Raw genomic sequence first — 22,851 nt, 5'->3', positions numbered from 1 at the left:
TGCCCTCGAAGCCGCCGTGTCCGGACAAACTAGTGAAGTGCCCGACAAGGTGTTGTAGGGATTTTTCTGAGTTGTCCATTTGGCGGATGAAATGTCCACGCGATGTCCATCCGGACATTTCTCGGGAGAATCGCGGGTCAAAGTACGAAGAAGCAAGCGCCCGACGGAGTACAGCAGTTGATGTATAGTCATCGTGTGCTGACTATTGCTGATCAACTTGATGTGATGAACCGGCTCGGTCGAGCTATGGCCGACCCGACCCGCTCTCGCATTCTCCTGACTCTCTTGGCCGGCCCGAGTTACCCGGCGGTGCTGTCTCGCGAGTTGGGGTTGTCCCGCTCGAATGTGTCGAACCATCTGACGTGTCTGCGCGGGTGCGGGATCGTGGTGGCCGAGCCCGAGGGCCGGCAGACCCGCTACGAGGTCGCAGACCCGCACCTTGCCCGCGCCCTGACGGCGCTGGTGGATGTGACACTCGCGGTCGACGAGAGCGTGCCGTGCATGGACCCGAACTGCGGGGTCGAAGGTTGCGTGGCGGGGGAGGTGCGGGCGTGAGCGCGGTCACGGGTTCGCAAGTCGAGCACGTCGACCTCGACGACGACGATGATGACGATGACCGGTCCTGGTATCGGAGCCCGAGCGTTCTGATCCCGATCGCCTCCGGCGTCGCGTTCGCCGCCGGCCTGGTGTGCGAGTGGACCGGCGCGGAGACCGCGGGCCTGGTGTTGTTCTGGATCGGTCTGCTGCTGGGCGCGTACACGTTCGTGCCGGGCGCGCTGCGCAAGCTGTTCACCAAGGGCAAGCTCGGCATCGGCCTGCTCATGACGATCAGCGCCACCGGCGCGGTGATCCTCGGCTACGTCGAGGAGGCCGCCGCGCTGGCGTTCCTGTACTCGATCGCAGAGGCGCTGGAAGACAAGGCGATGGACCGCGCCCGCGCGGGGTTGCGGGCACTGTTGAAACTCGTGCCCGACACCGCGCTCGTCAAGCGCGGCGACGCCACAGCCGAGGTAGAGGCGAAGGAGCTGCGCGTCGGTGACGTGCTCGTGGTCCGGCCGGGTGAACGGATCGCGACAGACGGTATCGTGCGCGCCGGGCGGAGCAGCCTGGACACGTCCGCGATCACAGGCGAGTCGATCCCGGTCGAGGTCGAACCCGGCACCGACGTGTCGGCCGGGTCGATCAACACCACCGGCGTCCTCGAGGTCGAGGCCACCGCCGCTGGCACCGACAACTCGCTCACCACGATTGTGGAACTGGTCGAGCAGGCGCAGGCCGAGAAGGGCGACCGCGCCCGCCTGGCCGACCGCATCGCCCGACCCCTCGTGCCCGGCGTGATGATCCTCGCCGTGCTGGTCGGCGTGCTCGGGTCGCTGCTGAGCGGCGACCCCGAGCTGTGGATCACCCGCGCCCTGGTCGTGCTGGTCGCAGCGTCGCCGTGTGCTCTGGCGATCGCCGTCCCGGTCACTGTCGTATCCGCCATCGGGGCTGCGTCGAAGTTCGGTGTGGTTGTGAAGTCCGGTGCCGCGTTCGAGCGGTTCGGTGGCATCCGCCACCTCGCCGTCGACAAGACCGGCACCCTGACTCGCAACGAGCCCACCGTGACCCGCGTCGTCACCACCGGCGTGACCGAGGCTGACGTGCTGGCGTGGGCGGCGAGCCTGGAAGGTCACAGCACGCATCCCCTCGCCGCAGCGATCACCACCGCGGTTCCCAACGCTCCGGCCGCTGCAGACGTCAGCGAGACCGCCGGCCACGGCATCGCCGGCACCCTCGACGGTGCTCGTCTCGCCGTAGGGAGTCCACGCTGGCTGGACGCCGGCACGCTGGTCGGCGACGTGGAGGCGATGGAGTCCGAGGGGATGACCGTCGTCATCGTCCACCGCAACGACCAGCCCGCCGGAGCGATCGGAGTGCGGGACGAGCTGCGCCCCGAAGTCCCCGAGGTCATCGCCATACTGAACCGGCGCGGGATCGGCGTGACGATGCTCACCGGCGACAACGCCCGCACCGCCGCGGCCCTCGCCGCACAGGCCGGCATCAGCGACGTGCGCGCCGAACTGCGCCCCGAGGACAAGGCCACCGCCGTCGCGGAACTGTCGAAGTCGCAGCCCACCGCGATGATCGGGGACGGCATCAACGACGCCCCCGCTCTCGCAGCCGCCGACCTGGGGATCGCGATGGGAGCCAAGGGCGCAGATGCCGCGATCGAGTCCGCCGACGTCGCGTTCACCGGCCACGACCTGCGCCTCATCCCGCAGGCCCTCGCTCACGCCCGCCGCGGCCGCAGCATCATCAACCAGAACGTCGTCCTGTCCATCGCGATCATCGCGGTCCTGCTACCGCTCGCGATCACCGGCATTCTGGGCCTCGCCGCCGTGGTGCTGGTGCACGAAGTCGCGGAGGTCATCGTTATCCTCAACGGGCTCCGCGCGGCGCGGCGCACGAAGGCATGACCGGTCCCGTTCACGGCCTCGCGCAGGGAAGGGCGGATGCCGTGGAAGTGAGTTCCGCCGGCCCTCTTGGCGCGCGCGTCCGACCGCGTCTATTCCTGATCGCGTGCGCCGTCGCTGTCGGGGCGGTGCTGATCGACCAGGGAACCAAAGCACTCGCCCTCGCGCAGCTCAGCGAACAAGCCCGCATCCCACTCCTGGGAGACTGGCTCGGCTTGCAGCTCGCGTTCAACCCCGGCGCCGTCATGTCCCTCGGATCCGGCTCAACCTGGCTGCTCACCATCATCGCAGCCGCGGCATCCGTGGCTCTGCTCATCGCCGCAACACGCGCCCGCACCGCCGGGTGGGCGGTCGCGATCGGCCTGCTGTGGGGAGGCGCAGTCGGCAACCTCCTAGACCGCCTGCTCGCCCCACCCGGATTCGGCCGAGGCCACGTCACCGACTTCCTCGCCTACGGCAACCTGTTCATCGGCAACCTCGCCGACGTCATCCTCGGTGTCGGCATCGCTCTCGGCATTTTGCTCTACATCTCGCCGCCGAAAGGCAAAAGGTGGAGTCATCCGCCCGACGAGCACAGATCGACTCCCGAAGACATCTAGCAGCATGTTCGCGGCTGGCTTTCGAGGACATCTCGCTTGTCACTCCCGCGTCCTTTCGCTGCGCAGATGGACATCTCTGAGCGGTTCCTACAGTGTTTGTAGGTTCCACGTGGAGATGGCATTGTCTACCGCAAGATGGCCCACAGTTGGCCATTGGGCCAGGTCTCGTGGACGGATCGTGTGTATTGATCTGGGGTAGAGGAATGGCAGACGTCGTTGGGGACGGGACTGGTCTGGGGTTGGTGCCGCTCGTTCCGGTGCATGTACCCGAGCAGCACAAGGTGTACAGCGACGAGCTCGTGTCGCTCTTGGAGGACGATGAGCGCCGCAAGCGGGTCTGGAACATCGCGCTGACGGGTGGGTACGGGAGCGGCAAGAGCAGCGTCCTTGCGGGGGTGCGTGAGCGTCTGGCGTCGAGGGTCGTCGAGATCTCACTATCATCGCTGAGCGATGTCGGGGTGCAGCCGTTCGATCGACAGAGCAATGCGCTGGCGAACTACATTCAGAAGGAGATCGTCAAGCAGCCGCTGTACCGCGAGCGTCCGATCTCGGTGCCGGGGTCTCGGTTCCGGCGGATCAGCCGGTTGCCCATGCGCCGCGCTCTTGTGACTTCGGTACTCGCCGGCGTGTTGGTGACCGCAGTGTTCTGGGTGACTGGCTGGGGCGCTCCACTCCAACTGGGGGCGGATGCGGAGTGGTGGCAGCGTCCGACGATCCTGACTGTGATCGGGCTGCTCGCCGCTACTGGCACATTCGCGGCGCAAGTGTTGTTGTCGAACCGGATGCGAATCGACAAGCTCGGCACCGCGGCAACGTCGGTCAGCCTGACCGGAGACGCCGATGGGAGCTACTTCGACGAGTACCCGCTCCCGTGCGTGGTGTTCTGACCGTGTCGCGGAGGCAGGGCACCGCTACCCTGGACGGGAAGGAGGTCGGTCGTGAACGTGATTCGCTCGCACGCGCGTCTGACCCCCGGGGTGCGACGGCTCCTGCTGGCCGCTCCGATCGCCCTGGCGATCATCACCGGGCTGCTGTCCATGCACGTCCTGACCGGTTCCCACCAGCCCGCCCTGGCATCAGAGACCAGCGCGATGAGCACGCACAGCCAGGTCGGCTCCGCACCAGCCGCCGCCGACGATACGCCGATGACCGCAGCTGCGGCGGAGGGCGCTGGGGGGCATTGCCAGGACGGGTGCGGCAGCCCTGCGGGGATGCCGGATCATTCGTTGCTGATGATGGTGTGTGTGCTGGCGCTGCTGGCCGCGGTGATCGTCCTGCTCGCCCCGACGTTCCGTGCCCTTCTCACATACGCCGTAGCCCGCTCGCGCTCCCATACCCGGACTCTGCTGGCCGGATTGCCGCATCCCCGCCCGCCTTCACTGCTTGTCCTGTCCATCAGTCGCACCTGATTCCGCCTGAACCCCGGCGACCCTTGCCGGGGATGCTGCGCTCTGCCCTCCCGGGCACTGAATCAGACCCTCACCGACTGAATAGACAAGGACACCCCTGATGCGTTTTCGTACTTTCACGCTGACCGCTGGCGCCCTGGCCACCGTGCTCGTGCTCGCTGGCTGCGCCCCCACCGACGGCACCATGCCCGGCATGGACCACGGCTCCGGGGGGATGACCAGCACCGCCCCGTCCCAGTCCGCCGCCGCGTTCAACGCCGCGGACGAGATGTTCGTGACGATGATGATCCCGCACCACCAGCAGGCCATCGAGATGGCCGATCAGATCCTCGCGAAAGACGGCATCGACGAGCGGGTCGTCTCCCTCGCCGAGCAGATCAAGGCCGCACAGGACCCGGAGATCCAGACCATGAAGGGCTGGCTTCAGGAGTGGGGCGTTCCGTACGACGACTCCATGTCCGGGATGGAGGGCATGGACATGGGCGGCGGGATGATGTCGGAGGACGACATGGCCGCTTTGGATGCCGCGACCGGGGTCGAGGCGACCCGCCTGTTCCTGAACGGCATGATCGCTCACCATCAGGGCGCCGTGACGATGGCGCAGTCGGTGCTCACCGACGGGCAGAACACGGACGTGGCCGCCCTCGCGCAGCAGATCATCGACGGGCAGACCGCCGAGATCACCACGATGCAGGACATCCTCGCCAGCCTCTGACCCGGTACCCCTCGGACGGGACCCGCGCTCCCGATGCCGGTCCCGTCCGAGGCCCCACCCTCGACCCCTGTGCGGTCACCGGTATCCGGCGTACCCGCACGGAAAGGCTCTCCGTTCATGATCTCTCCCACCACCCGCAGACTGGCGATCACGGCCACCGTCACCGTCGCGCTGCTGCTCACGGGCTGCAGCACCACCCCTGCGGAGCCCGATGCCCCCGCGAGCACCGCGGCCGGGTTCGGGCATGTGCACGGCATCGTCGACGCCGGTGACGGCACCGTGCTGCTGGGCACCCACACCGGCCTGTACACGCTGGGCGAGGACGGCACCGTCACCGGCCCGGTCGGTGGCATCGACCTGGACGCGATGGGACTGACCGCTACCGGTGACAACCTCTACGCGTCCGGGCACCCCGGCCCGTCCACCCCGGCGGAGCTCGGCGCCCCCAACCTCGGCATCATCCGCAGCCTCGACGCTGGCGCCTCGTGGGAACCGGTCGCGTTCACCGGGGAAGAGGACTTCCACGTCCTCACCGTCACCGGCGACGGCACCCTGTACGGGATCGGATCCTCCCGCCCACTGCTGCGCACCAGCAGCGACGGCGGGCAGAGTTGGGCGGACGGTGCCGAGCTGCCCGCCGTCGACCTGGCCGCCGCGACCGACGGCACCCTGTACGCCGCCACCCAGGACGGGCTGCAGCACAGCACCGACGGTGGCGCCACCTTCACCCCGGCGCCGGACGCGCCAGTGCTGTACCTGGTGGAGACCGACCCAACCGGTGGGGTGGTCGGAGTGGACACCGACGGGACGTTGCGACGCCTAGTCGGCACCGGCTGGGAGAACGTCGGCACCACCACGGGAACCGTCCAAGCCCTCGGGGTCACCGGGGACGGTGCGATCGTCCTGGTCGATGACCGCGGCGTGGTCTGGATCCGCGACACCACCGCCACCGTTCTCATCCCGGCGGCAACACCATGACCCCCGTCATTCGCACCTGGCGCGACCCGAGCGGCCGCGGATCGGAAGGAGACCGACCATGACCCCCACACCGGCACCCCCCGCGTGGGCGCACCGCACCACTGATGCCACCGTCGAGCAGTTGGCGGCGGTGGATGCGTGGTGGCGGGCGGCGAACTATCTGAGCATCGGCCAGATCTACCTGCAGGGTAACCCGCTGCTGCGCCACCGCCTCAGCCGGGACGATATCAAGCCGCGGCTGCTGGGCCATTGGGGCACCACCCCGGGCCTGAACTTCCTCTACGCCCACCTGAACCGTGCCATCCGCGATCGCGACCTGAACGCCCTGTACGTGACCGGGCCCGGGCACGGCGGACCCGGCATGGTCGCCAACGCCTACCTGGACGGCACCTACACCGAACGCTACCCGGGCATCGACCGCACCGAAGAGGGGCTGCGGGCGTTGTTCCGGCAGTTCTCCTTCCCCGGCGGGATCCCCTCGCACGCGTCCCCGGAGACGCCGGGGTCGATCAACGAGGGCGGCGAGCTCGGCTACTCCCTGGTGCACGCCTACGGGGCGGCGTTCGACAACCCCGACCTGCTGGTCGCCTGCGTGATCGGTGACGGGGAGGCAGAGACCGGGCCGTTGGCGACCGCGTGGCACGGCAACAAGTTCCTCAACCCCGCCCACGACGGGGTGGTGCTGCCGATCCTGCATCTGAACGGGTACAAGATCGCCAACCCGACCGTGCTGTCCCGCATCCCCGAGGAAGAGCTGGTCGCGCTGCTGCGCGGCTACGGCCACGACCCCCACGTCGTCACGGTCGGCTTCGATGGGGAAACCCCGCGTGAGTCCCACGCGGCCTTCGCGGCAGTGCTGGATGCGGTACTGGATGAGATCGCGGACATCAAGGCCGCCGCGGCGGCGGGGACGTTGGAGGGGCGGCCGGCGTGGCCGGCGATCGTGCTGCGCAGCCCGAAGGGGTGGACCTGCCCGAAGATCATCGACGGTCTGCCGGTGGAGGGCACCTGGCGGGCCCATCAGGTGCCGCTCGCCGAGGTCCGCGACAATCCGGAGCACCTGCGGATCCTCGAGGACTGGCTGGCGTCCTACCGTCCGCACGGGCTGTTCGACGTGATCGGCGCCCCGCGCCCGACCACGGTCGCGATCGCCCCGGACGGGGATCGGCGGATGAGCGCGAACCCGGCCGGCAACGGCGGACAACTCACGATCCCGCTGCGGCTCCCGGACTTCCGCGAGCACGCCCACCCCGTCGACCCCGCCGCGCGCGGGGCGTCGACCGGCGAAGCGACCCGGACGTTGGGGGATTGGCTGGCGGGGGTGATCCGGGACAATCCGGACAACTTCCGCATCTTCGGCCCGGACGAGACCGCCTCCAACCGACTCGCCCCACCCGTCTACTCGGCGACGGGCAAGCAGTGGAACGCGGCCGTGGAGCCCGTCGACGAGCACCTGGCCCCGACTGGGCGGGTGATGGAGGTGCTCAGCGAGCACCAGTGCCAGGGCTGGCTCGAGGGCTACGTCCTGACCGGCCGGCATGGGCTGTTCAACTGCTACGAGGCGTTCACCCACATCGTCGACTCGATGTTCAACCAGCACGCCAAATGGCTCGAAGCGGCCCGGGAGGTGTCGTGGCGGGACCCGATCCCGAGCTTCAACTACCTGCTCTCCAGCCACGTCTGGCGGCAGGACCACAACGGGTTCTCTCACCAGGACCCCGGGTTCATCGACCTCGCCCTGAACAAGAGCCCCGACATCGTCCGCGTCTACCTGCCGTTCGACGCGAACACGCTGCTGTCCACCTACGACCACTGCCTGCGCTCGGCCGGGTACATCAACGTCGTCGTCGCCGGGAAGCAGCCCGCCCCGCAGTGGCTGACGATGGACGAGGCGATCGAGCACTGCACCCGCGGGCTGGGCATCCTGCCGTGGGCGGGCACGGAAACCGAGGGCACGGAGCCGGATGTGGTGCTCGCCGCCGCCGGCGACGTCCCCACCCTCGAGACCCTCGCCGCCGCGGCGCTGCTGCGCGAGCACGTCCCCGACCTGAGAGTGCGGGTGGTGAACGTGGTCGACCTGACCCGGCTGCAGTCGGAGGATCAGCACCCGCACGGGCTGCCGGACCGGGAGTTCGATGCGATCTTCACCCCCAACAAGCCGGTGATCTTCGCCTACCACGGCTACCCGTGGCTCATCCACCGGCTCACCTACAACCGCGCCGGGCACCAGAACCTGCACGTGCACGGCTTCCAGGAGCGCGGCACCACCACGACCCCGTTCGACATGGTCATGCTCAACGACCTCGACCGGTACCGGCTGGCGATCGACGTCCTCGACCACGTCCCGGGCCTCGCCGCCCGCCACGCGGAGCTGCGGCAGGAGCTGCAGGACGCCCGCCTGCATGCCCGCGCCCACACCCGTGAGCACGGCACCGACATCCCCGCCGTCGCCGACTGGCACTGGCCCCACCCCGACACCACCGACCCCGCCATCGGGAAGGAACCGAAATGAGTGACACCAGAACCGTGACCCTGCAGGTCAGCGGCATGATCCGCGCGACCTCCAAGAACGTCACCGAAGCCCACCTGGGCCGACAACCCGGGGTGATCGCCGTGGACGCGAACCCGGTCTCGCAGACCGCGACCGTCACCTACGACCCCGAGACCACCTCGGTCGCCCACCTCCAGCAATGGGTCATCGACTGCGGGTACCACTGCGCCGGCCAGTCCGTCCCCGACCACATCTGCCCTCCCACCGGCGACTCACACGACCACGGCGCCCACGACCACGCCGGCCCCTCAGCCGACGGCGCACAAGAACCGCACGCGAGTCACGACGCGCACGAGGGCCACACGGATGCCACGGGTCACGCCAGCCACGCGGGCCATGAGGGTCACGCAGGCCATCACGACGACCCCGTCCACGATCACGCCGCTGGCCACGACCACACGCACGCCCCGTCGGCGACGGCGGATGCCGGTGAGCACGCCGGTCACACCGCGGCCGCGGGTGGGCACGATCATGGTGCAGCGTCGGGTCACAGTGCGCAGGAGATGATGGGCCACGGTGGGCATCACGGCGGGATGTCGATGGACGCGATGATCCGCGACATGCGCAACCGGTTCCTGGTCGCGCTGATCCTGTCGATCCCGATCACCCTGTGGTCTCCGATCGGGCGGGAGGTGATCGGATTCGAAGTGCCGGCACCGTTCGGGCTGCGCGATGACGTGTTCATGCTGATCCTGTCGCTGCCGGTCATCTTCTACTCCGCGTGGATCTTCTTCGACGGCGCCTACCGGGCGCTGCGCGCGAAGACCCTCGACATGATGGTGCTCGTCGCGGTCGGAGTCGGCGCCGGCTGGCTGTACTCCCTCGCGGTCACCCTCACCGGCGGCGGTGAAGTGTTCTACGAAGCCGCCACGGTGCTTGCCACCTTCGTGCTGCTGGGGCATTGGGTGGAGATGCGCGCCCGCGGCGGCGCGAACGACGCCATCCGCACCCTGCTGGAGCTCGCACCCTCGCAGGCGGTCGTGATCCGTGACGGGCAGGAAGTCGAGATCCCCACCAGCGAGGTCGTCCCGGGGGATCTGATGCTGGTGCGGCCGGGGGCGAAGATCCCCACCGACGGTGTCGTGGAATCCGGAGAGTCCGAGGTGGACGAGTCGATGGTTACCGGCGAATCCATGCCGGTGGACAAAGCGCCCGGGTCGGAGGTGATCGGAGCGACCGTGAACACCGTCGGCACCCTCCGCGTCACAGCCACCAAAGTCGGGTCGGACACGGCGTTGGCCCAGATCGTGAAGCTCGTGCAGGAGGCGCAGAACTCCAAAGCCCCCGGACAGCGCCTCGCCGACCGGGCAGCGTTCTGGCTGGTCCTGGTCGCCCTGATCGGCGGCACCCTCACCTTCCTGGTGTGGCTGCTCGCCGGCGCTGCAATCCCGATGGCGATCCTGTTCGCCATCACCGTCGTCGTCATCACCTGCCCCGACGCCCTCGGATTGGCGACGCCGACGGCGATCATGGTCGGCACCGGGCTCGGCGCGAAACGGGGCGTGTTGTTCAAGAACGCATCCGGGATCGAAATCGCCGCCCGCATCGACACGGTCGTGTTCGACAAGACCGGCACCCTCACCAAGGGGGAGCCGGAGGTCACCGACTACATCCCCGTCGGCGGCGACGACCTCGAGACCCTCTCCCTCGCGGTCGCGTTGGAGCGGGAATCCGAGCATCCTCTGGCGAAAGCGATCGTGAATTACGCCGACGCCCGCGACATCCCCCGTCGCACCGCAACCGCGTTCCGAAACGTCACCGGACAGGGCGCGATCGCCACCGTCGACGGTCGACAGGTCGTCATCGGCAACCCGCGCCTTCTCACCGGGGAGGGGATCGACATCAGCGGGGTGCAGGCCGCTCAGCAGGACCTGGCTGGGTCCGGCCGCACCGCGATCCTGTTCGCCGTGGACGGGCAAGTCGCCGGGATCATCGGTCTCGCCGACGCACCCCGGGACACCGCAAAGACCGCGATCGACGCTCTCCACGAGCAGGGCGTCGAGGTCGCGATGCTCACCGGGGACAACAAGCCCACCGCCGACCGGATCGCCGCTCTCCTCGGCATCGACACCGTGATCGCGGATGTGCTCCCCGAGGACAAGTCCGCGAAGGTCGCCGAGCTGCAGAAGACGGGCAAGAAGGTCGCGATGGTCGGCGACGGCGTCAACGACGCCCCCGCCCTCGCCCAGGCCGACCTCGGCATCGCGATCGGCGCCGGCACCGACGTCGCCATCGAGACCGCCGACGTGGTGCTGATGCGCTCGGACCCGCTCGATGTTGCGATCGCACTCAAGATCGGCAAGGGCACACTGCGAAAGATGCGGCAGAACCTGGGCTGGGCCATCGGATACAACGCCGCCGCCCTCCCCATCGCCGCCGGCGTGTTCTACCCGGCGTTCGGGATCATGCTGTCCCCGGAGATCGCCGCCCTGTCGATGTCCGGTTCCTCCGTGATCGTCGCCGTCAACGCCCTCCTCCTCAAGCGGCTCCGCCTGCCCGCCCAGGCGCCCGCTGCGACGACCATGCAGAAGGAGCCCGAACATGCCTGACCGTCCGCTCTCTCCCACACCGTCCTCCCCGATGCTGCTGACCCGACGAGGTGTGCTCGGACTCGGACTGGGCGCCGTCGCGGCAGCCGTGCTCGCCTCCTGCACCCCCGCGCCGCAATGGGTGACACCCACCGGCGCAGCGGTGTCCGGCACGGAGAAGAACCGCGGCGGCACCGGCCGAGTCACCACCGTCGACCTCACCGCCGCCCCCACCACGCTCGACCTGGCCGGTACCGCCGCCGCCACCTGGGCGTTCGGAGGTATCCCGGCCCCGGTAATCCGGCTCACCGCAGGCGACACGCTGAAAGCGACCGTCCGCAACCAGCTCGACGCGGACACCTCCGTGCACTGGCACGGACTCGCCCTCCGCAACGACATGGATGGGGTCCCTCCGGTCACCCAAGCCCCCATCGCCCCGGGCGGACAGTTCGCATACGAGTTCGTCACCCCGCATCCGGGCACCTACTGGTTCCACCCCCACGTCGGCCCGCAACTGGACCACGGCCTCTACGGTGCGCTCATCATCGACGACCCGGACGAGAAGGTGACGTGGGACGACGAATGGGTGCTGATCCTCGACGACTGGCTCGACGGCGTCACCGCCACCCCGGACCAGGTCCTCACCGACCTCTCGAAGGGCATGGGAGACATGGGCGGGATGGGCGACATGTTCATGCGGATGGGGAACCTGCTGATGGGCGCCACCTCCGACCTGCTCGGCGGCGACGCCGGCGACGTCTACTACCCGCACTACCTCATCAACGGCAAACCCAAAGCCGACCCCGCCCAATTCACCGGCACTCCTGGTGCCCGGGTGCGGATCCGTGTCATCAACGCCGGCAGCGACACCGCGTTCCGGTTCGCGATCGGCGGCCACACCCTGACGATCACCCACACCGACGGGTTCCCGGTGGATCCTGTCGAGGTCGACAGTGTCCTGATCGGGATGGGCGAACGCTACGACCTGCAGGTCACCCTGGACGATGGGGTGTTCCCTGTCGTCGCCGACGCGGAAGGCAAGCAGGATCGCGCGTTCGCGCTCGTTCGCACCGCCGCTGGCACGGCTCCGGCCAGCGACGCCCCCGTCGCCGAGCTCGGCACCGGCAGGGTCGGCACCGCTGCCGGACTGAGCGCGACCGCCTCCGTCACCCTGCACCAGGCATCCCCCGACCGGGTCGTGCACCTCGCGCTGACCGGGGGGATGGAGGCGTACGACTGGGGGATCAATGGGCGCCGGTTCGACATGAACGACCCGTTGCGGGACGCGCACGCGATCAGTATGGGGGAGCGGGTGCAGTTGCGGATCCGCAATGACACCGAGATGTGGCATCCGTTCCACCTGCACGGCCACACCTACCAGCACGCGAACGGCGGCCCCCGGAAGGACACCTCCATCATCCTCCCGGGCCAGACCCTGACAGTCGACTTCGACGCCGACAACCCCGGCCAGTGGGTCGCGCACTGCCACAACATCTACCACGCCGAGACCGGCATGACCACGGTGCTCGGATACCAGTCATGAACCGCGCGTTCATCCCCAGCACGGGAGGATGATCGCGCGGGCGATCGGACGGCGGCGGACGTCAAGTCTAAGTGGACTTCCTACTCTTATGTAGGGATCTGCCATTTCGCGCGGAATCCTGCTGACGAAACTGCTGCCAATTAGCGTGGAATCCCCGAGTTCTCCGCCAACTTGACCGTGTCCATATGGACGTTTCGGCTCTCGAACTCGGACCTCCTCGGAGTGATGCGACGCTGGTGGGAGGCTGCGTTCAGCGTCCCAGAGCTCGGGCCTCTCGCGTCAGTCAGGCGGTCTTCTTGTACGTGGCCCGAAACACTGCATCCTCAAGCCACTTCTTGAAGTCAGCGTTGTCCGAGTACTCCTTGAAGAGCTGAGTCTTGTCACGGACCAGGCTGAGCATCACGCGGCCGAGCGCATCGACCATCGCGATCTTCGCGTTGGCTTTGTCATTGTTCGCGGCGGCGATCTGGCAGGCAGGGTCTTCGGTGACCTTCGCCGGAACTTCTTCGGGAATCCGGTGGCGTATGCGCCAAGGCTTCCTTCGCGCCGTGCTTGCGATGGGGAGAGCGCGGAAGCGGTCTCCAGCGGACACGAGCGCGCTACAGCCGATCCATGAGCAGGTTCGCGACCATCCCCGGCATTCGACGGTTGTGCCTGATGTACTCATCCATCAGGTCTACGGAACCATCATCGAAGGAGAAGCGCCCCTCGGCGGAGACAAGCGCCACCGGGGCGCTACCACGCAGTAGCGCCCAGAAGCGGCACGAAACCGGGCCTGCTGCGATGCAGGCGCTCGGGGAGGGCGACCCAGCGACGCGCGAGCGCCGCCGACGTCACTCGCTGCACGCGGATCATGCGAGAACCGAAAGCATTCGGCGCATGCGATCGTGCCGCTTGCGGAACACTGCAAGCAATTGGCTGCGCAGGATCACGCGGTCGATGGTCGGCCCGAACGGCCCCGCGAAGCGCAGCGTGTCGGTGTAGCGGCTGCCGGTTCCGTCGTCGACCGCCGTGTGGGTGTGGTGGAAGTATCGGAAGAATCCCCGGACCTGCTGGTCGCTGAACTCTCGCCCGGGCTCATGCGAGTCGATGAAGGCAACCCACTCGATCGGGATGACGTGTTTGAGCCACCACCTGAAGTGATAAGTGCCGCCGAGTTCGCCCGTCTCGGTCGAGGACCACAGCACCTGCATCGGTTCCGGCATGATCGCGATGAAGTTCTGGCGCTGCAGGCAGAAGTCGATCACGACGTCCGCGGGTTGCGGCAGCCACGACTCGACCTTCACCTCGATGACGTCGGCCGGGGCATCCAGCAGAGCGAGCCCGCCAATGCGACTTCGCCCGGCATAGGCGCGGGCTGCGATCTTGCGCTCGGTGATGGTCAGTTTGTCGGTGGTCACGTCGGGCCTCCTGGCAAGCACACTCTATCCGCGGCGCGGAGATCGAGGTGTCGATCAGCCACAGCGGCTCGTTCGTTGCCGTTGCCGTCGCCCGCCGCCCGGTGGGAATCGACATCGAGGATGCTGCCGATGTGGTCCTACGCGCGGGCGACCTCTCGATGCTCCTCAGTGACCCTTGATCTACGCGGCCTGACTCGTGAGGTGGAAGCCGTGGCAGGCGTCGCACTCGTAGGTGCGGACTTCGCGTCGCCGCGTGGGCAGGCTCAGGACTTCGGCGTGGCGAGGCAGTATCCCTTTCGCCGCCGGCGTGGCGTCAGCACGGGCGTGACGGCGCGATCGAGATCGCCGCGAACCTTGACTGGGAGCGAACGGGGATCCCGGAGAGGCCACGCAGAGCCGCCGGTATACTCCGAGTATGACCACGACCATCAAGGTGAGTGATGAGCTCCGCGACAGGCTCAAGGCGCAGGCTGCTCGCGATGGGCTCACGCTTGGCGCGCACCTCGCGCACCTCGCCGATGCCGAAGATCGGCGGCGGCGGCTTGAGCAGCTGAAGTCGGTGATCAGCGGCTCGACGGAGGCCGAGACCGAATCGTATGCGCGAGAGACGGCGGACTGGGAGCGCGCCGAGTTGTCCGACGCGTCGTGACGGCGTCGGACCTCGCTCCGGGCGCTGTCGCCTGGGCGGCGCTCGAACCGGTCCGTGGCCGCGAACAAGGCGGGCATCGCCCGGTGCTGATCGTCGCCTCGCAGGGCTACTTGGATGCCGTGACGACCCTCGTCATCGCGCTCCCCATCACGACGGTCGACCGTGGGTGGCCGAACCACGTCCGAGTGGATGGACCCAGCGGACTGGATCGTCCGTCGTGGATCATGACCGAGCAGCCCCGCACCCTCCCACGCGACAGGCTCACCGGAATCGCAGGAGAGGTGACCGATGAGTGCTTGGTCACGGTGCGCACCTGGCTCGGCGACTTCTTCGACCTGTGACGTGCAGCTCGTAAGCTCGACGCATCCGGAAGGAGACGGCTCTACGCCAGTCCCGCTGATGATCTCCGGGCTGATGGACTCTGCGGTCGAGCTCGCAGCGGTCGAGCCGTCCGAGCATGTGACGCGCACGCCAGGCGATGCGTCGGGCTCGGGCGACATGGTCGACACTCGCGTGAACGCGCGGGTGGTCAGGCCCGCCCGCGCGTGGCGATCATCGGGCACTCGAACGGGTCGCGCGCGGCGAGGCCCACGCGGTTGAGGTAGGCGATCACGATGCCGTACGAGCGCCACAGTGTCGTCTCGGTGTACGGCACGCCGAGGGCGCGGCACTGGTCGATCACGATCTCGCGGGCGCGCGCCAGGTGCGGGCGCGGCATGTTCGGGAACAGGTGGTGCTCGATCTGATAGTTGAGCCCGCCCATCAGCCACGTCGCCCACCAGCCGCCGCTGACGTTGCGCGACGTGCGCACCTGCTTGCTGAAGAAGTCGAGCTTGGCGTCTTTGGCGATGATCGCCATGCCCTTGTGGTTCGGTGCGAACGAGGCGCCCATGTACACGCCGAACACCGCCAGCTGTACGCCGAGGAACGCGAACGCCATGCCCAGCGGAAGGAAGATGAACACCGGCGTCCAGATCACCGCGAACCGCAGCGCGATCAGCGCCAGCTCCGTCCAGCGTTCCTTCACCGCTTCGCGACCGAGTAGGTGACGGATCGCCAACACATGCAGGTTCAGGCCTTCGAGCGTCAGCAGCGGAAAGAACAACCAGCCCTGTCGTCGGGTGATGAGCCGGCGGATGCCGCGGGCTTTCGTGGCATCCTCTTCGAGGAACGAGATCGTGTCGACCTCGATGTCGGGATCTTTCGTCACCCGGTTCGGGTTCGCGTGGTGACGGGTGTGCTTCGACGTCCACCACGAGTAGCTCATGCCGACCACGCCGTTCGCGAGCACGCGGGCGAGACGGTCGTTCGCGGGGCCGGACGCGAGAATCTGTCGGTGCGCAGCCTCGTGCCCGAGGAACGCGACCTGCGTGAACAGGATGCCGAGGGCGCCGGCGATCAGCAACTGGAACCAGCTGTTGCCAAGCAGCACGAATCCCGTGATCGCGCCGCCGAATCCGAGCAGTAGCACGAGTCCCACAGCGCCATAGAACCAGGGTGTTCTGCGCAGCAGCCCGCTCTCTTTGACCACCTGCGACACCTCGGTGTACGCCCGCGTCATCGGGGGAAACTCGGTCGTGCCGGCATAGGTCTGACGGACGGGGCCGAGACGGTTCGCGGTGATGGTGGAAGAGATAGTGCACCAGTTTCGATGGGGACCGGTCGGCCGTTTCACAGCCAGAGGCGGGGCGCCCATCGCTGCCACCACGCTACGCGCTCGACCATGAGCGGACCGGCATATCTCCGAACACACCGAGGATGCTCAGGTTGCGGGTGCGTCTGGCTTCGGGTCGCCGCGGGGCCGCGGACGTCCGTGCGTCAGACCGCGCGAGGAAACGCGCCGGCGATGCGTGTGGCGACGGCATCCACGTCGACGTCGGTTTCGGTGGCTGTCGTGAGCCGCTTGACGAGCAACCTTGGCCACAGCACGTGAACGCCATTGACGATGAACGAACCCCCGATCAGCGGCCAGTCCGCTTCGATGAAGCACAGCGCACCGGTTACCGGCACCGTCGGGTCGTTGACCGCGGTGGCTCGAGTGCGGAGCGCCTTCGGCAGGAGATCGCTGCGCTGCTGGACGACGAACTCGTGTCGGAGCGCGCCCGCCGCACCGGTGCCAGGCTGCGTGCGGAACGGCCCGGCGCCGACGTTGCCGCGACCAGGATTCTCGAGGTCGCGGACGCCTCGCGAGGCTGACCGCGACACTGCCGACGCTCAGTGGGGAGGCGGGTCCCCACCCGCCTCCCCACGCACTCACCTACGCACCTGCACCGCGAGCAGGTTGCTCGAGGTGGCGCCGACCGCATTGGCGAACTCGACCCGGTACACGTGCGAACCGACGTGCGCGCCGCGCACGTCGAACGTCGCCCGCTGCGCGCCCGGGGTCGCCGCCGTCAGCGGACCTTCGGCGAGGAGCGTGTCGCCCTCGTAGACGCGGTACGACGTGGCATTGGTGCCCCACCACAGGTTCGCGGTGAGCCTGAAGTCGCCGTCACCGTCCCAGTTGTCGTGGCTGAGCACCGGTCGGGCCGGATTCGCCTGGGTGACGGTGACCGTCACGGTCGAGGTCGCCGTGACGCCCTTGCTGTTGACGAGCTCGCCGGTATACGCATACGTGCCGTTGGCGCGCCCGCTGATCGGCACCGTCGCGCGCTGCGCGCGCTCACCGTCGTGCGTGAGCGGGACGGTCGCCACCAGCTCGCCGTTCTCGAACAACCGGAACGAGCTCGCGTTCTCACCCCACCATAGGTTCATCGTCACCGTGTACGCACCATCGGCCAGCCCGGTGTCCCACCCGTTGTCATGGCTGAGGATGCCGCGAGCAGGGGCAGCTGCCGCACCGTCATCGGGGCTCGACCACATGGTCCCCTCCAACGGCGTGACCGTGATGCGTTCCAGTACGGCTGCACCTCCCTCGGACCAGGCGCTGATCATGTCGGCCCCCTCGGCGGGGAACACCTGGTCGGTGATCGTGACCGTGCCGTCAGCGGCGAACAGTTCCACCGAGGCGCGATCGAGGTACAGCTCGAAGCGCACCGTACCGTCCGCATCGAGCTCGACAGGGGCATCCTCGATCGAGGCGAACGCCGGGTGGAAATCGACCTCTCCGGACGCACGGCGGTCGACGAACAACCGGCCCCGGTCGCGGTCGTATCCGATACGTGTGCCGGTGTCACCGTCGCCGAACACGGTGATGCCGGCCTGCTCGGCCGACCCGGGACGCAGCACGACCTCGACCTTGGCGACCTCGCCCGACAGACCGAGCTCGCTCTGCCCGTCCACGCTCACCCCGGTACGGGTCGCCGCACCGCCGGTGTCGAGGACGTCGCCGACCTGCGCGACGACCTGCTGTCGCAGCCGCGGGCCGTCAGGGGTCGACACCAGCGTCACCTCCCGCGGGAGGCTCATCGAGCTGCGCCACGTGGAGGTGGGGATGTCGTTGGCGTAGTCCCAGTTGTTCATCCAGCCCTGCATGATGCGCGACCCGTCGGTGGGGGTCCCGAAGTACGACACCGCCGCGTAGTAGTCGCGCCCCCAGTCGAGCCAGTCGTATCCCTCCAGTCGGGGCGCCGCGGGGGTGTCGGCGAACATGATCTGATCGACCAGGATGTGTCCCCAGCCGAACCGGTTGTTGTCGACGATGCGGATGGTGGCATCCTTCCCCGCGAACGCCCGCACATCCCACCCGACCCAGTCCAGCGTCTCGCTGTCGGCACCGGTGGCTGTGCGCACGACCTCACCGTCGACCACGAGGCTCACCGAGGTCTCGTCGCTGCGCACCTGCGCGGACGTGTCGCCGACGACGACGTGGTCGAAGGTGAGATGTCCCCACCCCCCGGTCGCCTCGTCGCGGATGCGCAGCTGCGCGGTGCTGCCGCGGTAGGACGCGACATCCCACGATGCCCAGTTGAGCTGGCCGGCGTCCGACCCGGTCTGGGTGCGGACCACCTCGCCGTCGACGACGAGCTCGGCCTGCAGGGTGCCGTCGGTGCGCTTGCCGCCGCCGATCAGGAACGACACGACGTCACCGTCGAGGGTGAACTCGGGTGAGGTGTAGAGGCCGACGTTGTCGTCACCGTTCGGCCCGCCCTCCCAGGTGTTCACTCGCTTCTGCCCGAGGTAGTAGTCGCCGCCGGCCGTCGACGGGTTGCGGGTCGGTTCGGTCGCGAAGTCCCCGGTGAGCTGCCATCCGGTCTGGGAGAGGTCCTGCCCATCGGGCAGTTCGAAGTCGAACACGGTCGCACCGGCCGGCGGTTCATTGCCCAGCTGTGTGCCGTCGACGTGCGGATGCCGCCCGCCGCCCACCAGCAGATTGATGGCGTCGGACGTGATCGTGAAGGTCGGGGACTCGAGGGTGCCGACCGGCCAGTCGCCGTCGGCGAACCCGTTCACCAGGCCCTCACCGGCGAAGCCCGTCACCGTGTTCTGGCCGGCCATGGTGCCGGTCGCCGGGACGGCGGTCCACGGGCCGTCGAACCGGTTGCCGGGCTCGTTCGAGACCGTCCACCCCTCGTATGTGCCGTCGTCGAACCCGGCGTACACCTCGCCGGCGGGCAGGTCGGACGGACCGTCGGTGCTCTCGCTGGTGAAGGTGGTGCCGTCGAAGTCGCCGACGAAGTACTGGCCACCGCTGCCACCGGCGACCGCGCCGGGGTTGAGGTTGACGACCATGACCCACTTGGTGCGTTCGGGGTCGCCGTCGACAGGCAGCTCGAACAGGTCGGGGCACTCCCAGATGCCGCCGGTGGAATTCGCGGGCCCGAAGTCGGAGAGGTGCTCCCACGACCGCAGATCGTCGCTGCGGTACAGCACGACCTTGTGGTCGAGCGCCTCGACGGCGACCATAACCCAGTACGCGCCGGCCGGGCCGTCGTACCAGAACACCTTCGGGTCGCGGAAGTTCGCCGACCCGCGGTCGAGGACCGGGTTGCCCTCGTACTTCGTCCAGGTCGTTCCGTTGTCGGTGCTGTAGGCGAGGGACTGCGCCTGGATGCCGGCGTGTGTCGGGTGGGCCGGCTCGTACGCGCTGGTGTAGATCGCCACGAGCGGCGCCTGTCCTGCGACGCCGAAACCGGAGGTGTTGTGCTCGTCGACGACGATCGACCCCGAGAAGATGCTCTCGATCGGGCTGCCGGACTCGTCGAAGGTCTGCGGGATCGCGATCGGCTGCTCTTCCCAGTGCAGCAGGTCGTCGGAGGTCGCGTGCCCCCAGCTCATGTTGCCCCAGCGGGTGCCGTCGGGATTGTGCTGGAAGAACAGGTGGTACGTGCCGTCGACGTAGACCATGCCGTTCGGGTCGTTCATCCAGTTCTCGGCGGGGGTGAAGTGCACCTGCGGGCGGAAGCGTTCGTCGCCGGGCAGCTCGTCGGCTGCTGCGGCGGCACCGGTGGCGGCGATCGCGCCGGTGAGCGCGAGCGCGGTCGCGGCTGCGGTGGCCGCGACGCGTTTCGCGATCGAGGGTCGTGTGCGGGCAGGGATCGGATGACTCATTCGCGCTCCTTCGGGCGAGGCCGGGGCGGGTTCCCCAACGTGCTGACATCGATGTCAGCACGTTCCGCAGGAGGCTAGGGAATGTCCGCCGGACAACGCAAGGGATGCTTCAAGAACGATGCTGACACCGTTGTCGCAGCGATGCGGCGGATGCGGGGATGGCGCGCGTGAACACCGGCGATGTCGCAGCTGGCGTCCTGTCAGTCCTGGGCGACGATCTCGCCCGATCCGCGCGGGATCAGCCTGGTCGGCACGATCTCGCGTCCGGCGGGTGAGCGGTCGCCGGCCAGGCGCGCGAAGGCGCGTTCGACCGCTTTGCGACCGATCTGCTGCGGATCCTGGGCAACGACGGTGACGGCGGGATCGACGAGATCTGCCAGTGGCAGGTCGTCGAAGCCCACCAGCGCGATGGTGTGCTGCATCCGCGCGCGTTGCAGTGCGTGCAGTGCGCCCACCGTGATGAGGTTCTGTGCACTGAAGACCGCGGTCGGCGGGTTCGGGCCGGCCAACAGACCCGACAGTGCGCGCTCGGCGGCGTCGGCGTCGTGCAGTTCGGTCACGATCGTCGCCAGCGAGGTGGGGATGCCCGCCTGCCCGAGCGCGTCGAGGAATCCGGCGTGGCGGTCGCGGGCGGTCTGGATGTCCATGCGGTCCGCCAGCAGCGCGATGCGACGGTGCCCGTGGGCGATCAGGTGCGCCGTGGCCGCTGCGGCGCCGTCGCGGTTGTCGCTCACCACCGAATCGACATCGACGCCCGGGTCGCGGTCGATGTACACGACCGGCAGGCCGCGTTCGTTGACCGCGCCGAGGTAGGACTGGCGGCGACCGGCGGTGGTGAGGATGAGCCCGTCGACACGCCGCTGCAGAAAGGCGCGCACTGCGCCGTCCTCCCGATCGGGATCGTCATCGAGGCTCGAGGCGAACACGGCGACGCCCCGCGCGGATGCGACGTCTTCGACGGCGCGGTGGATGGCGCCCGAGAACGGGTTGTCCACGCTGCCGACGAGCAACCCCAGCGTGCGGGTCCGGCCGTCCGATCGACGAAGGCTTCCCGCCTGCAGGTCGACATGGTAATCCAGGGCGCGGACGGCGTCCCACACGCGCGCGGCGGTGGCAGCGGCGACGTTCGGTTCATCGTTGATGACACGCGACACCGTCTTGGTGCCCACGCCCGCGAGGGCGGCGACGTGGCGCATGGTGGCCCGGGGGCGACGGACTTCGGGATGCTGGGGCGCTGACATCGGTGTCAACTTCCTGTAACGACGGTCGGATTCTGTATTGACCATATCGGATCGATGGGCTAGAAAGTCCATTGACATCGTTGTCAAGGGACAGCGTTGGCCCGAGAGGAATTCAATGATGAACCACATGTACCGCCGTCGCAGCGTGGGAGCTGCGACCATCGCCCTGACCGCAGCCGCCGCATTCGCCCTGGCCGGTTGCTCGAGCAGCAGCAGCACACCGGGAGCCACCGGTGACACCGGAGACACCGAGCAGATCGGTGTCTCGCTCATCGTCAAAACCAACTCCAACCCCTTCTTCATCGCGATGCAGGAGGGCGCCCAGGAAGCCGCCGATGCGAACGGCGTGTCGTTGACCCTCGCCGCCGGACGTGAAGACGGCGACGAGGACACGCAGATCCAAGCCATTGAAGCCGCCATCTCCAAGGGCGACGCCGGCATCCTGATCACCCCGAACGGGCCCGCCGTGCTCGACGCGGTGCAGAAGGCGCGCGATGCAGGCCTCTACGTCATCGCCCTCGACACCGTGCCCGACCCGGCAGACGCCGTCGACATCACCTTCGCGACCGACAACTTCCTCGCCGGCCAGTACATCGGGCAGTGGACCGCCGCCGCTCTCGACGGCGAAGACGCGGTGATCGGTCTGATCGATCTGTTCGACGACAAGGCCGTCACCGTGGACTACAACCGCGATCAGGGCTTCCTCGACGGTATGGGCATCGACACCGGCGATGTCACCGTCAACGGTGACGAGGCCGAAACCGGCTCGTACAGCGGCGGCGACTACACGATCGTCGGCAACGAGGCGTCGCAGGGCGCCGAAGACGGTGGTCGCACCGCGATGGAGAACCTGCTCGCGAAGAACCCCGACATCAACGTGGTCTACACGATCAACGAGCCCGCGGCCTACGGCGCGTTCCAGGCGCTCGAAGCAGCGGGCAAGAGCGCCGACGACGTGCTGATCGTCTCGGTGGACGGCGGCTGCACCGGCGTATCGCAGGTCGCCGACGGCACCATCGACGCGACCAGCCAGCAGTACCCGGTCGCCATGGCAGAACTCGGTGTCGAAGCGATCGTCGAACTGGTCGAGAGCGGCACCGCACCCGAGACCAGCGAAGGACTCGACTTCTTCAACACCGGCGTCGCACTGGTCACTGACCAGCCGGCAGACGGCGTCGACTCGATTGACACCACCGAGGCCGCCGGCATCTGCTGGGGCGGCGAGTAAGCACCGAACGGATGCCGCGGCCGCAGCGCCGGCCGCGGCATCCACCCGCTCCGATCGGAAGTGACAC

20 protein-coding genes are annotated in these 22,851 nt (G+C 68.2%); 13 read left to right on the top strand and 7 right to left on the bottom strand.

The annotated features are described in order from the left end of the window. Positions 1-195 precede the first annotated feature (195 nt). The 10 genes from cmtR to ACSF8R_RS10840 all read left to right on the top strand — a co-directional run bounded on the left by cmtR (position 196) and on the right by ACSF8R_RS10840 (position 12,776). Positions 196-555 (top strand): Cd(II)/Pb(II)-sensing metalloregulatory transcriptional regulator CmtR, encoded by a 360-nt coding sequence (gene cmtR, locus ACSF8R_RS10885; RefSeq protein ID WP_330170743.1) that lies wholly within the window; start codon positions 196-198, stop codon positions 553-555. Next, on the top strand, positions 552-2,456 hold the full coding sequence (locus ACSF8R_RS10880; protein WP_434811903.1) for a heavy metal translocating P-type ATPase: 1,905 nt from the start codon (positions 552-554) through the stop codon (positions 2,454-2,456). Before cmtR ends, ACSF8R_RS10880 begins: the two co-directional genes overlap by 4 nt. Next, positions 2,453-3,052 (top strand): signal peptidase II, encoded by a 600-nt coding sequence (locus ACSF8R_RS10875; RefSeq protein ID WP_434811902.1) that lies wholly within the window; start codon positions 2,453-2,455, stop codon positions 3,050-3,052. The genes ACSF8R_RS10880 and ACSF8R_RS10875 overlap by 4 nt, the downstream gene beginning before the upstream one ends. 203 nt (positions 3,053-3,255) lie before the next feature. Beyond that, complete coding sequence (locus ACSF8R_RS10870) at positions 3,256-3,939, top strand: hypothetical protein (RefSeq protein WP_434811901.1); 684 nt, start codon at positions 3,256-3,258, stop codon at positions 3,937-3,939. Between the two features lie 51 nt (positions 3,940-3,990). Then, positions 3,991-4,461 carry a DUF6153 family protein gene (locus ACSF8R_RS10865; RefSeq protein WP_434811900.1) on the top strand — a complete coding sequence of 157 codons (471 nt, stop codon included), beginning with the start codon at positions 3,991-3,993 and terminating at the stop codon, positions 4,459-4,461. Between the two features lie 100 nt (positions 4,462-4,561). Beyond that, positions 4,562-5,176 carry a DUF305 domain-containing protein gene (locus tag ACSF8R_RS10860; protein ID WP_434811899.1) on the top strand — a complete coding sequence of 205 codons (615 nt, stop codon included), beginning with the start codon at positions 4,562-4,564 and terminating at the stop codon, positions 5,174-5,176. Positions 5,177-5,293: 117 nt separating this feature from the next. Next, positions 5,294-6,154, top strand: coding sequence for a F510_1955 family glycosylhydrolase (locus ACSF8R_RS10855; RefSeq protein WP_434811898.1), 861 nt, complete (start codon positions 5,294-5,296; stop codon positions 6,152-6,154). A gap of 58 nt (positions 6,155-6,212) precedes the next feature. Continuing rightward, a complete protein-coding gene (locus ACSF8R_RS10850; protein ID WP_434811897.1) occupies positions 6,213-8,666 on the top strand; it encodes a phosphoketolase family protein in 2,454 nt (817 codons plus the stop codon). After that, on the top strand, positions 8,663-11,254 hold the full coding sequence (locus tag ACSF8R_RS10845; RefSeq protein ID WP_434811896.1) for a heavy metal translocating P-type ATPase: 2,592 nt from the start codon (positions 8,663-8,665) through the stop codon (positions 11,252-11,254). The genes ACSF8R_RS10850 and ACSF8R_RS10845 overlap by 4 nt, the downstream gene beginning before the upstream one ends. Continuing rightward, entirely contained in the window at positions 11,247-12,776 is a 1,530-nt protein-coding gene (locus ACSF8R_RS10840; RefSeq protein WP_434811895.1) for a multicopper oxidase family protein, read from the top strand. The genes ACSF8R_RS10845 and ACSF8R_RS10840 overlap by 8 nt, the downstream gene beginning before the upstream one ends. A gap of 283 nt (positions 12,777-13,059) precedes the next feature. On the opposite strand, the gene ACSF8R_RS10835 is transcribed toward ACSF8R_RS10840, so the two are convergent. From ACSF8R_RS10835 to ACSF8R_RS10825, 3 genes are all read right to left on the bottom strand, one after another. Beyond that, positions 13,060-13,368 carry a hypothetical protein gene (locus ACSF8R_RS10835; RefSeq protein WP_434811894.1) on the bottom strand — a complete coding sequence of 103 codons (309 nt, stop codon included), beginning with the start codon at positions 13,366-13,368 and terminating at the stop codon, positions 13,060-13,062. Positions 13,369-13,375: 7 nt separating this feature from the next. After that, positions 13,376-13,561 carry a TY-Chap2 family putative peptide chaperone gene (locus ACSF8R_RS10830; RefSeq protein ID WP_434812008.1) on the bottom strand — a complete coding sequence of 62 codons (186 nt, stop codon included), beginning with the start codon at positions 13,559-13,561 and terminating at the stop codon, positions 13,376-13,378. A gap of 66 nt (positions 13,562-13,627) precedes the next feature. Continuing rightward, positions 13,628-14,176, bottom strand: coding sequence for an SRPBCC family protein (locus tag ACSF8R_RS10825; protein WP_434811893.1), 549 nt, complete (start codon positions 14,174-14,176; stop codon positions 13,628-13,630). A 358-nt stretch (positions 14,177-14,534) separates the two neighbouring features. On the opposite strand from ACSF8R_RS10825, the gene ACSF8R_RS10820 reads away from it, so the two are divergent. Together ACSF8R_RS10820 and ACSF8R_RS10815 are read left to right on the top strand one after the other, a co-directional pair. Next, entirely contained in the window at positions 14,535-14,825 is a 291-nt protein-coding gene (locus ACSF8R_RS10820) for a ribbon-helix-helix protein (protein ID WP_434812007.1), read from the top strand. After that, a complete protein-coding gene (locus ACSF8R_RS10815) occupies positions 14,822-15,166 on the top strand; it encodes a type II toxin-antitoxin system PemK/MazF family toxin (protein WP_434811892.1) in 345 nt (114 codons plus the stop codon). The genes ACSF8R_RS10820 and ACSF8R_RS10815 overlap by 4 nt, the downstream gene beginning before the upstream one ends. A 188-nt stretch (positions 15,167-15,354) precedes the next feature. On the opposite strand, the gene ACSF8R_RS10810 is transcribed toward ACSF8R_RS10815, so the two are convergent. The 4 genes from ACSF8R_RS10810 to ACSF8R_RS10795 form a co-directional block, all read right to left on the bottom strand. Then, complete coding sequence (locus tag ACSF8R_RS10810) at positions 15,355-16,521, bottom strand: fatty acid desaturase family protein (RefSeq protein ID WP_434811891.1); 1,167 nt, start codon at positions 16,519-16,521, stop codon at positions 15,355-15,357. 122 nt (positions 16,522-16,643) lie between these two features. Continuing rightward, complete coding sequence (locus ACSF8R_RS10805) at positions 16,644-17,030, bottom strand: hypothetical protein (protein ID WP_434811890.1); 387 nt, start codon at positions 17,028-17,030, stop codon at positions 16,644-16,646. 48 nt (positions 17,031-17,078) lie between these two features. Then, positions 17,079-20,315 carry a GH32 C-terminal domain-containing protein gene (locus ACSF8R_RS10800; protein ID WP_434811889.1) on the bottom strand — a complete coding sequence of 1,079 codons (3,237 nt, stop codon included), beginning with the start codon at positions 20,313-20,315 and terminating at the stop codon, positions 17,079-17,081. Between the two features lie 200 nt (positions 20,316-20,515). Next, positions 20,516-21,556 (bottom strand): LacI family DNA-binding transcriptional regulator, encoded by a 1,041-nt coding sequence (locus tag ACSF8R_RS10795; protein WP_434811888.1) that lies wholly within the window; start codon positions 21,554-21,556, stop codon positions 20,516-20,518. A 118-nt stretch (positions 21,557-21,674) separates the two neighbouring features. Here ACSF8R_RS10795 and ACSF8R_RS10790 point away from each other — a divergent pair, with 118 nt between their 5' ends. Continuing rightward, complete coding sequence (locus ACSF8R_RS10790; protein ID WP_434811887.1) at positions 21,675-22,784, top strand: substrate-binding domain-containing protein; 1,110 nt, start codon at positions 21,675-21,677, stop codon at positions 22,782-22,784. The last annotated feature ends 67 nt before the right edge of the window (positions 22,785-22,851 follow it).

Source organism: Microbacterium sp. bgisy189 (genome assembly GCF_965345345.1).
Classification (GTDB): Bacteria; Actinomycetota; Actinomycetes; order Actinomycetales; family Microbacteriaceae; genus Microbacterium.
This window is presented reverse-complemented; position numbering and strand designations above follow the sequence as displayed.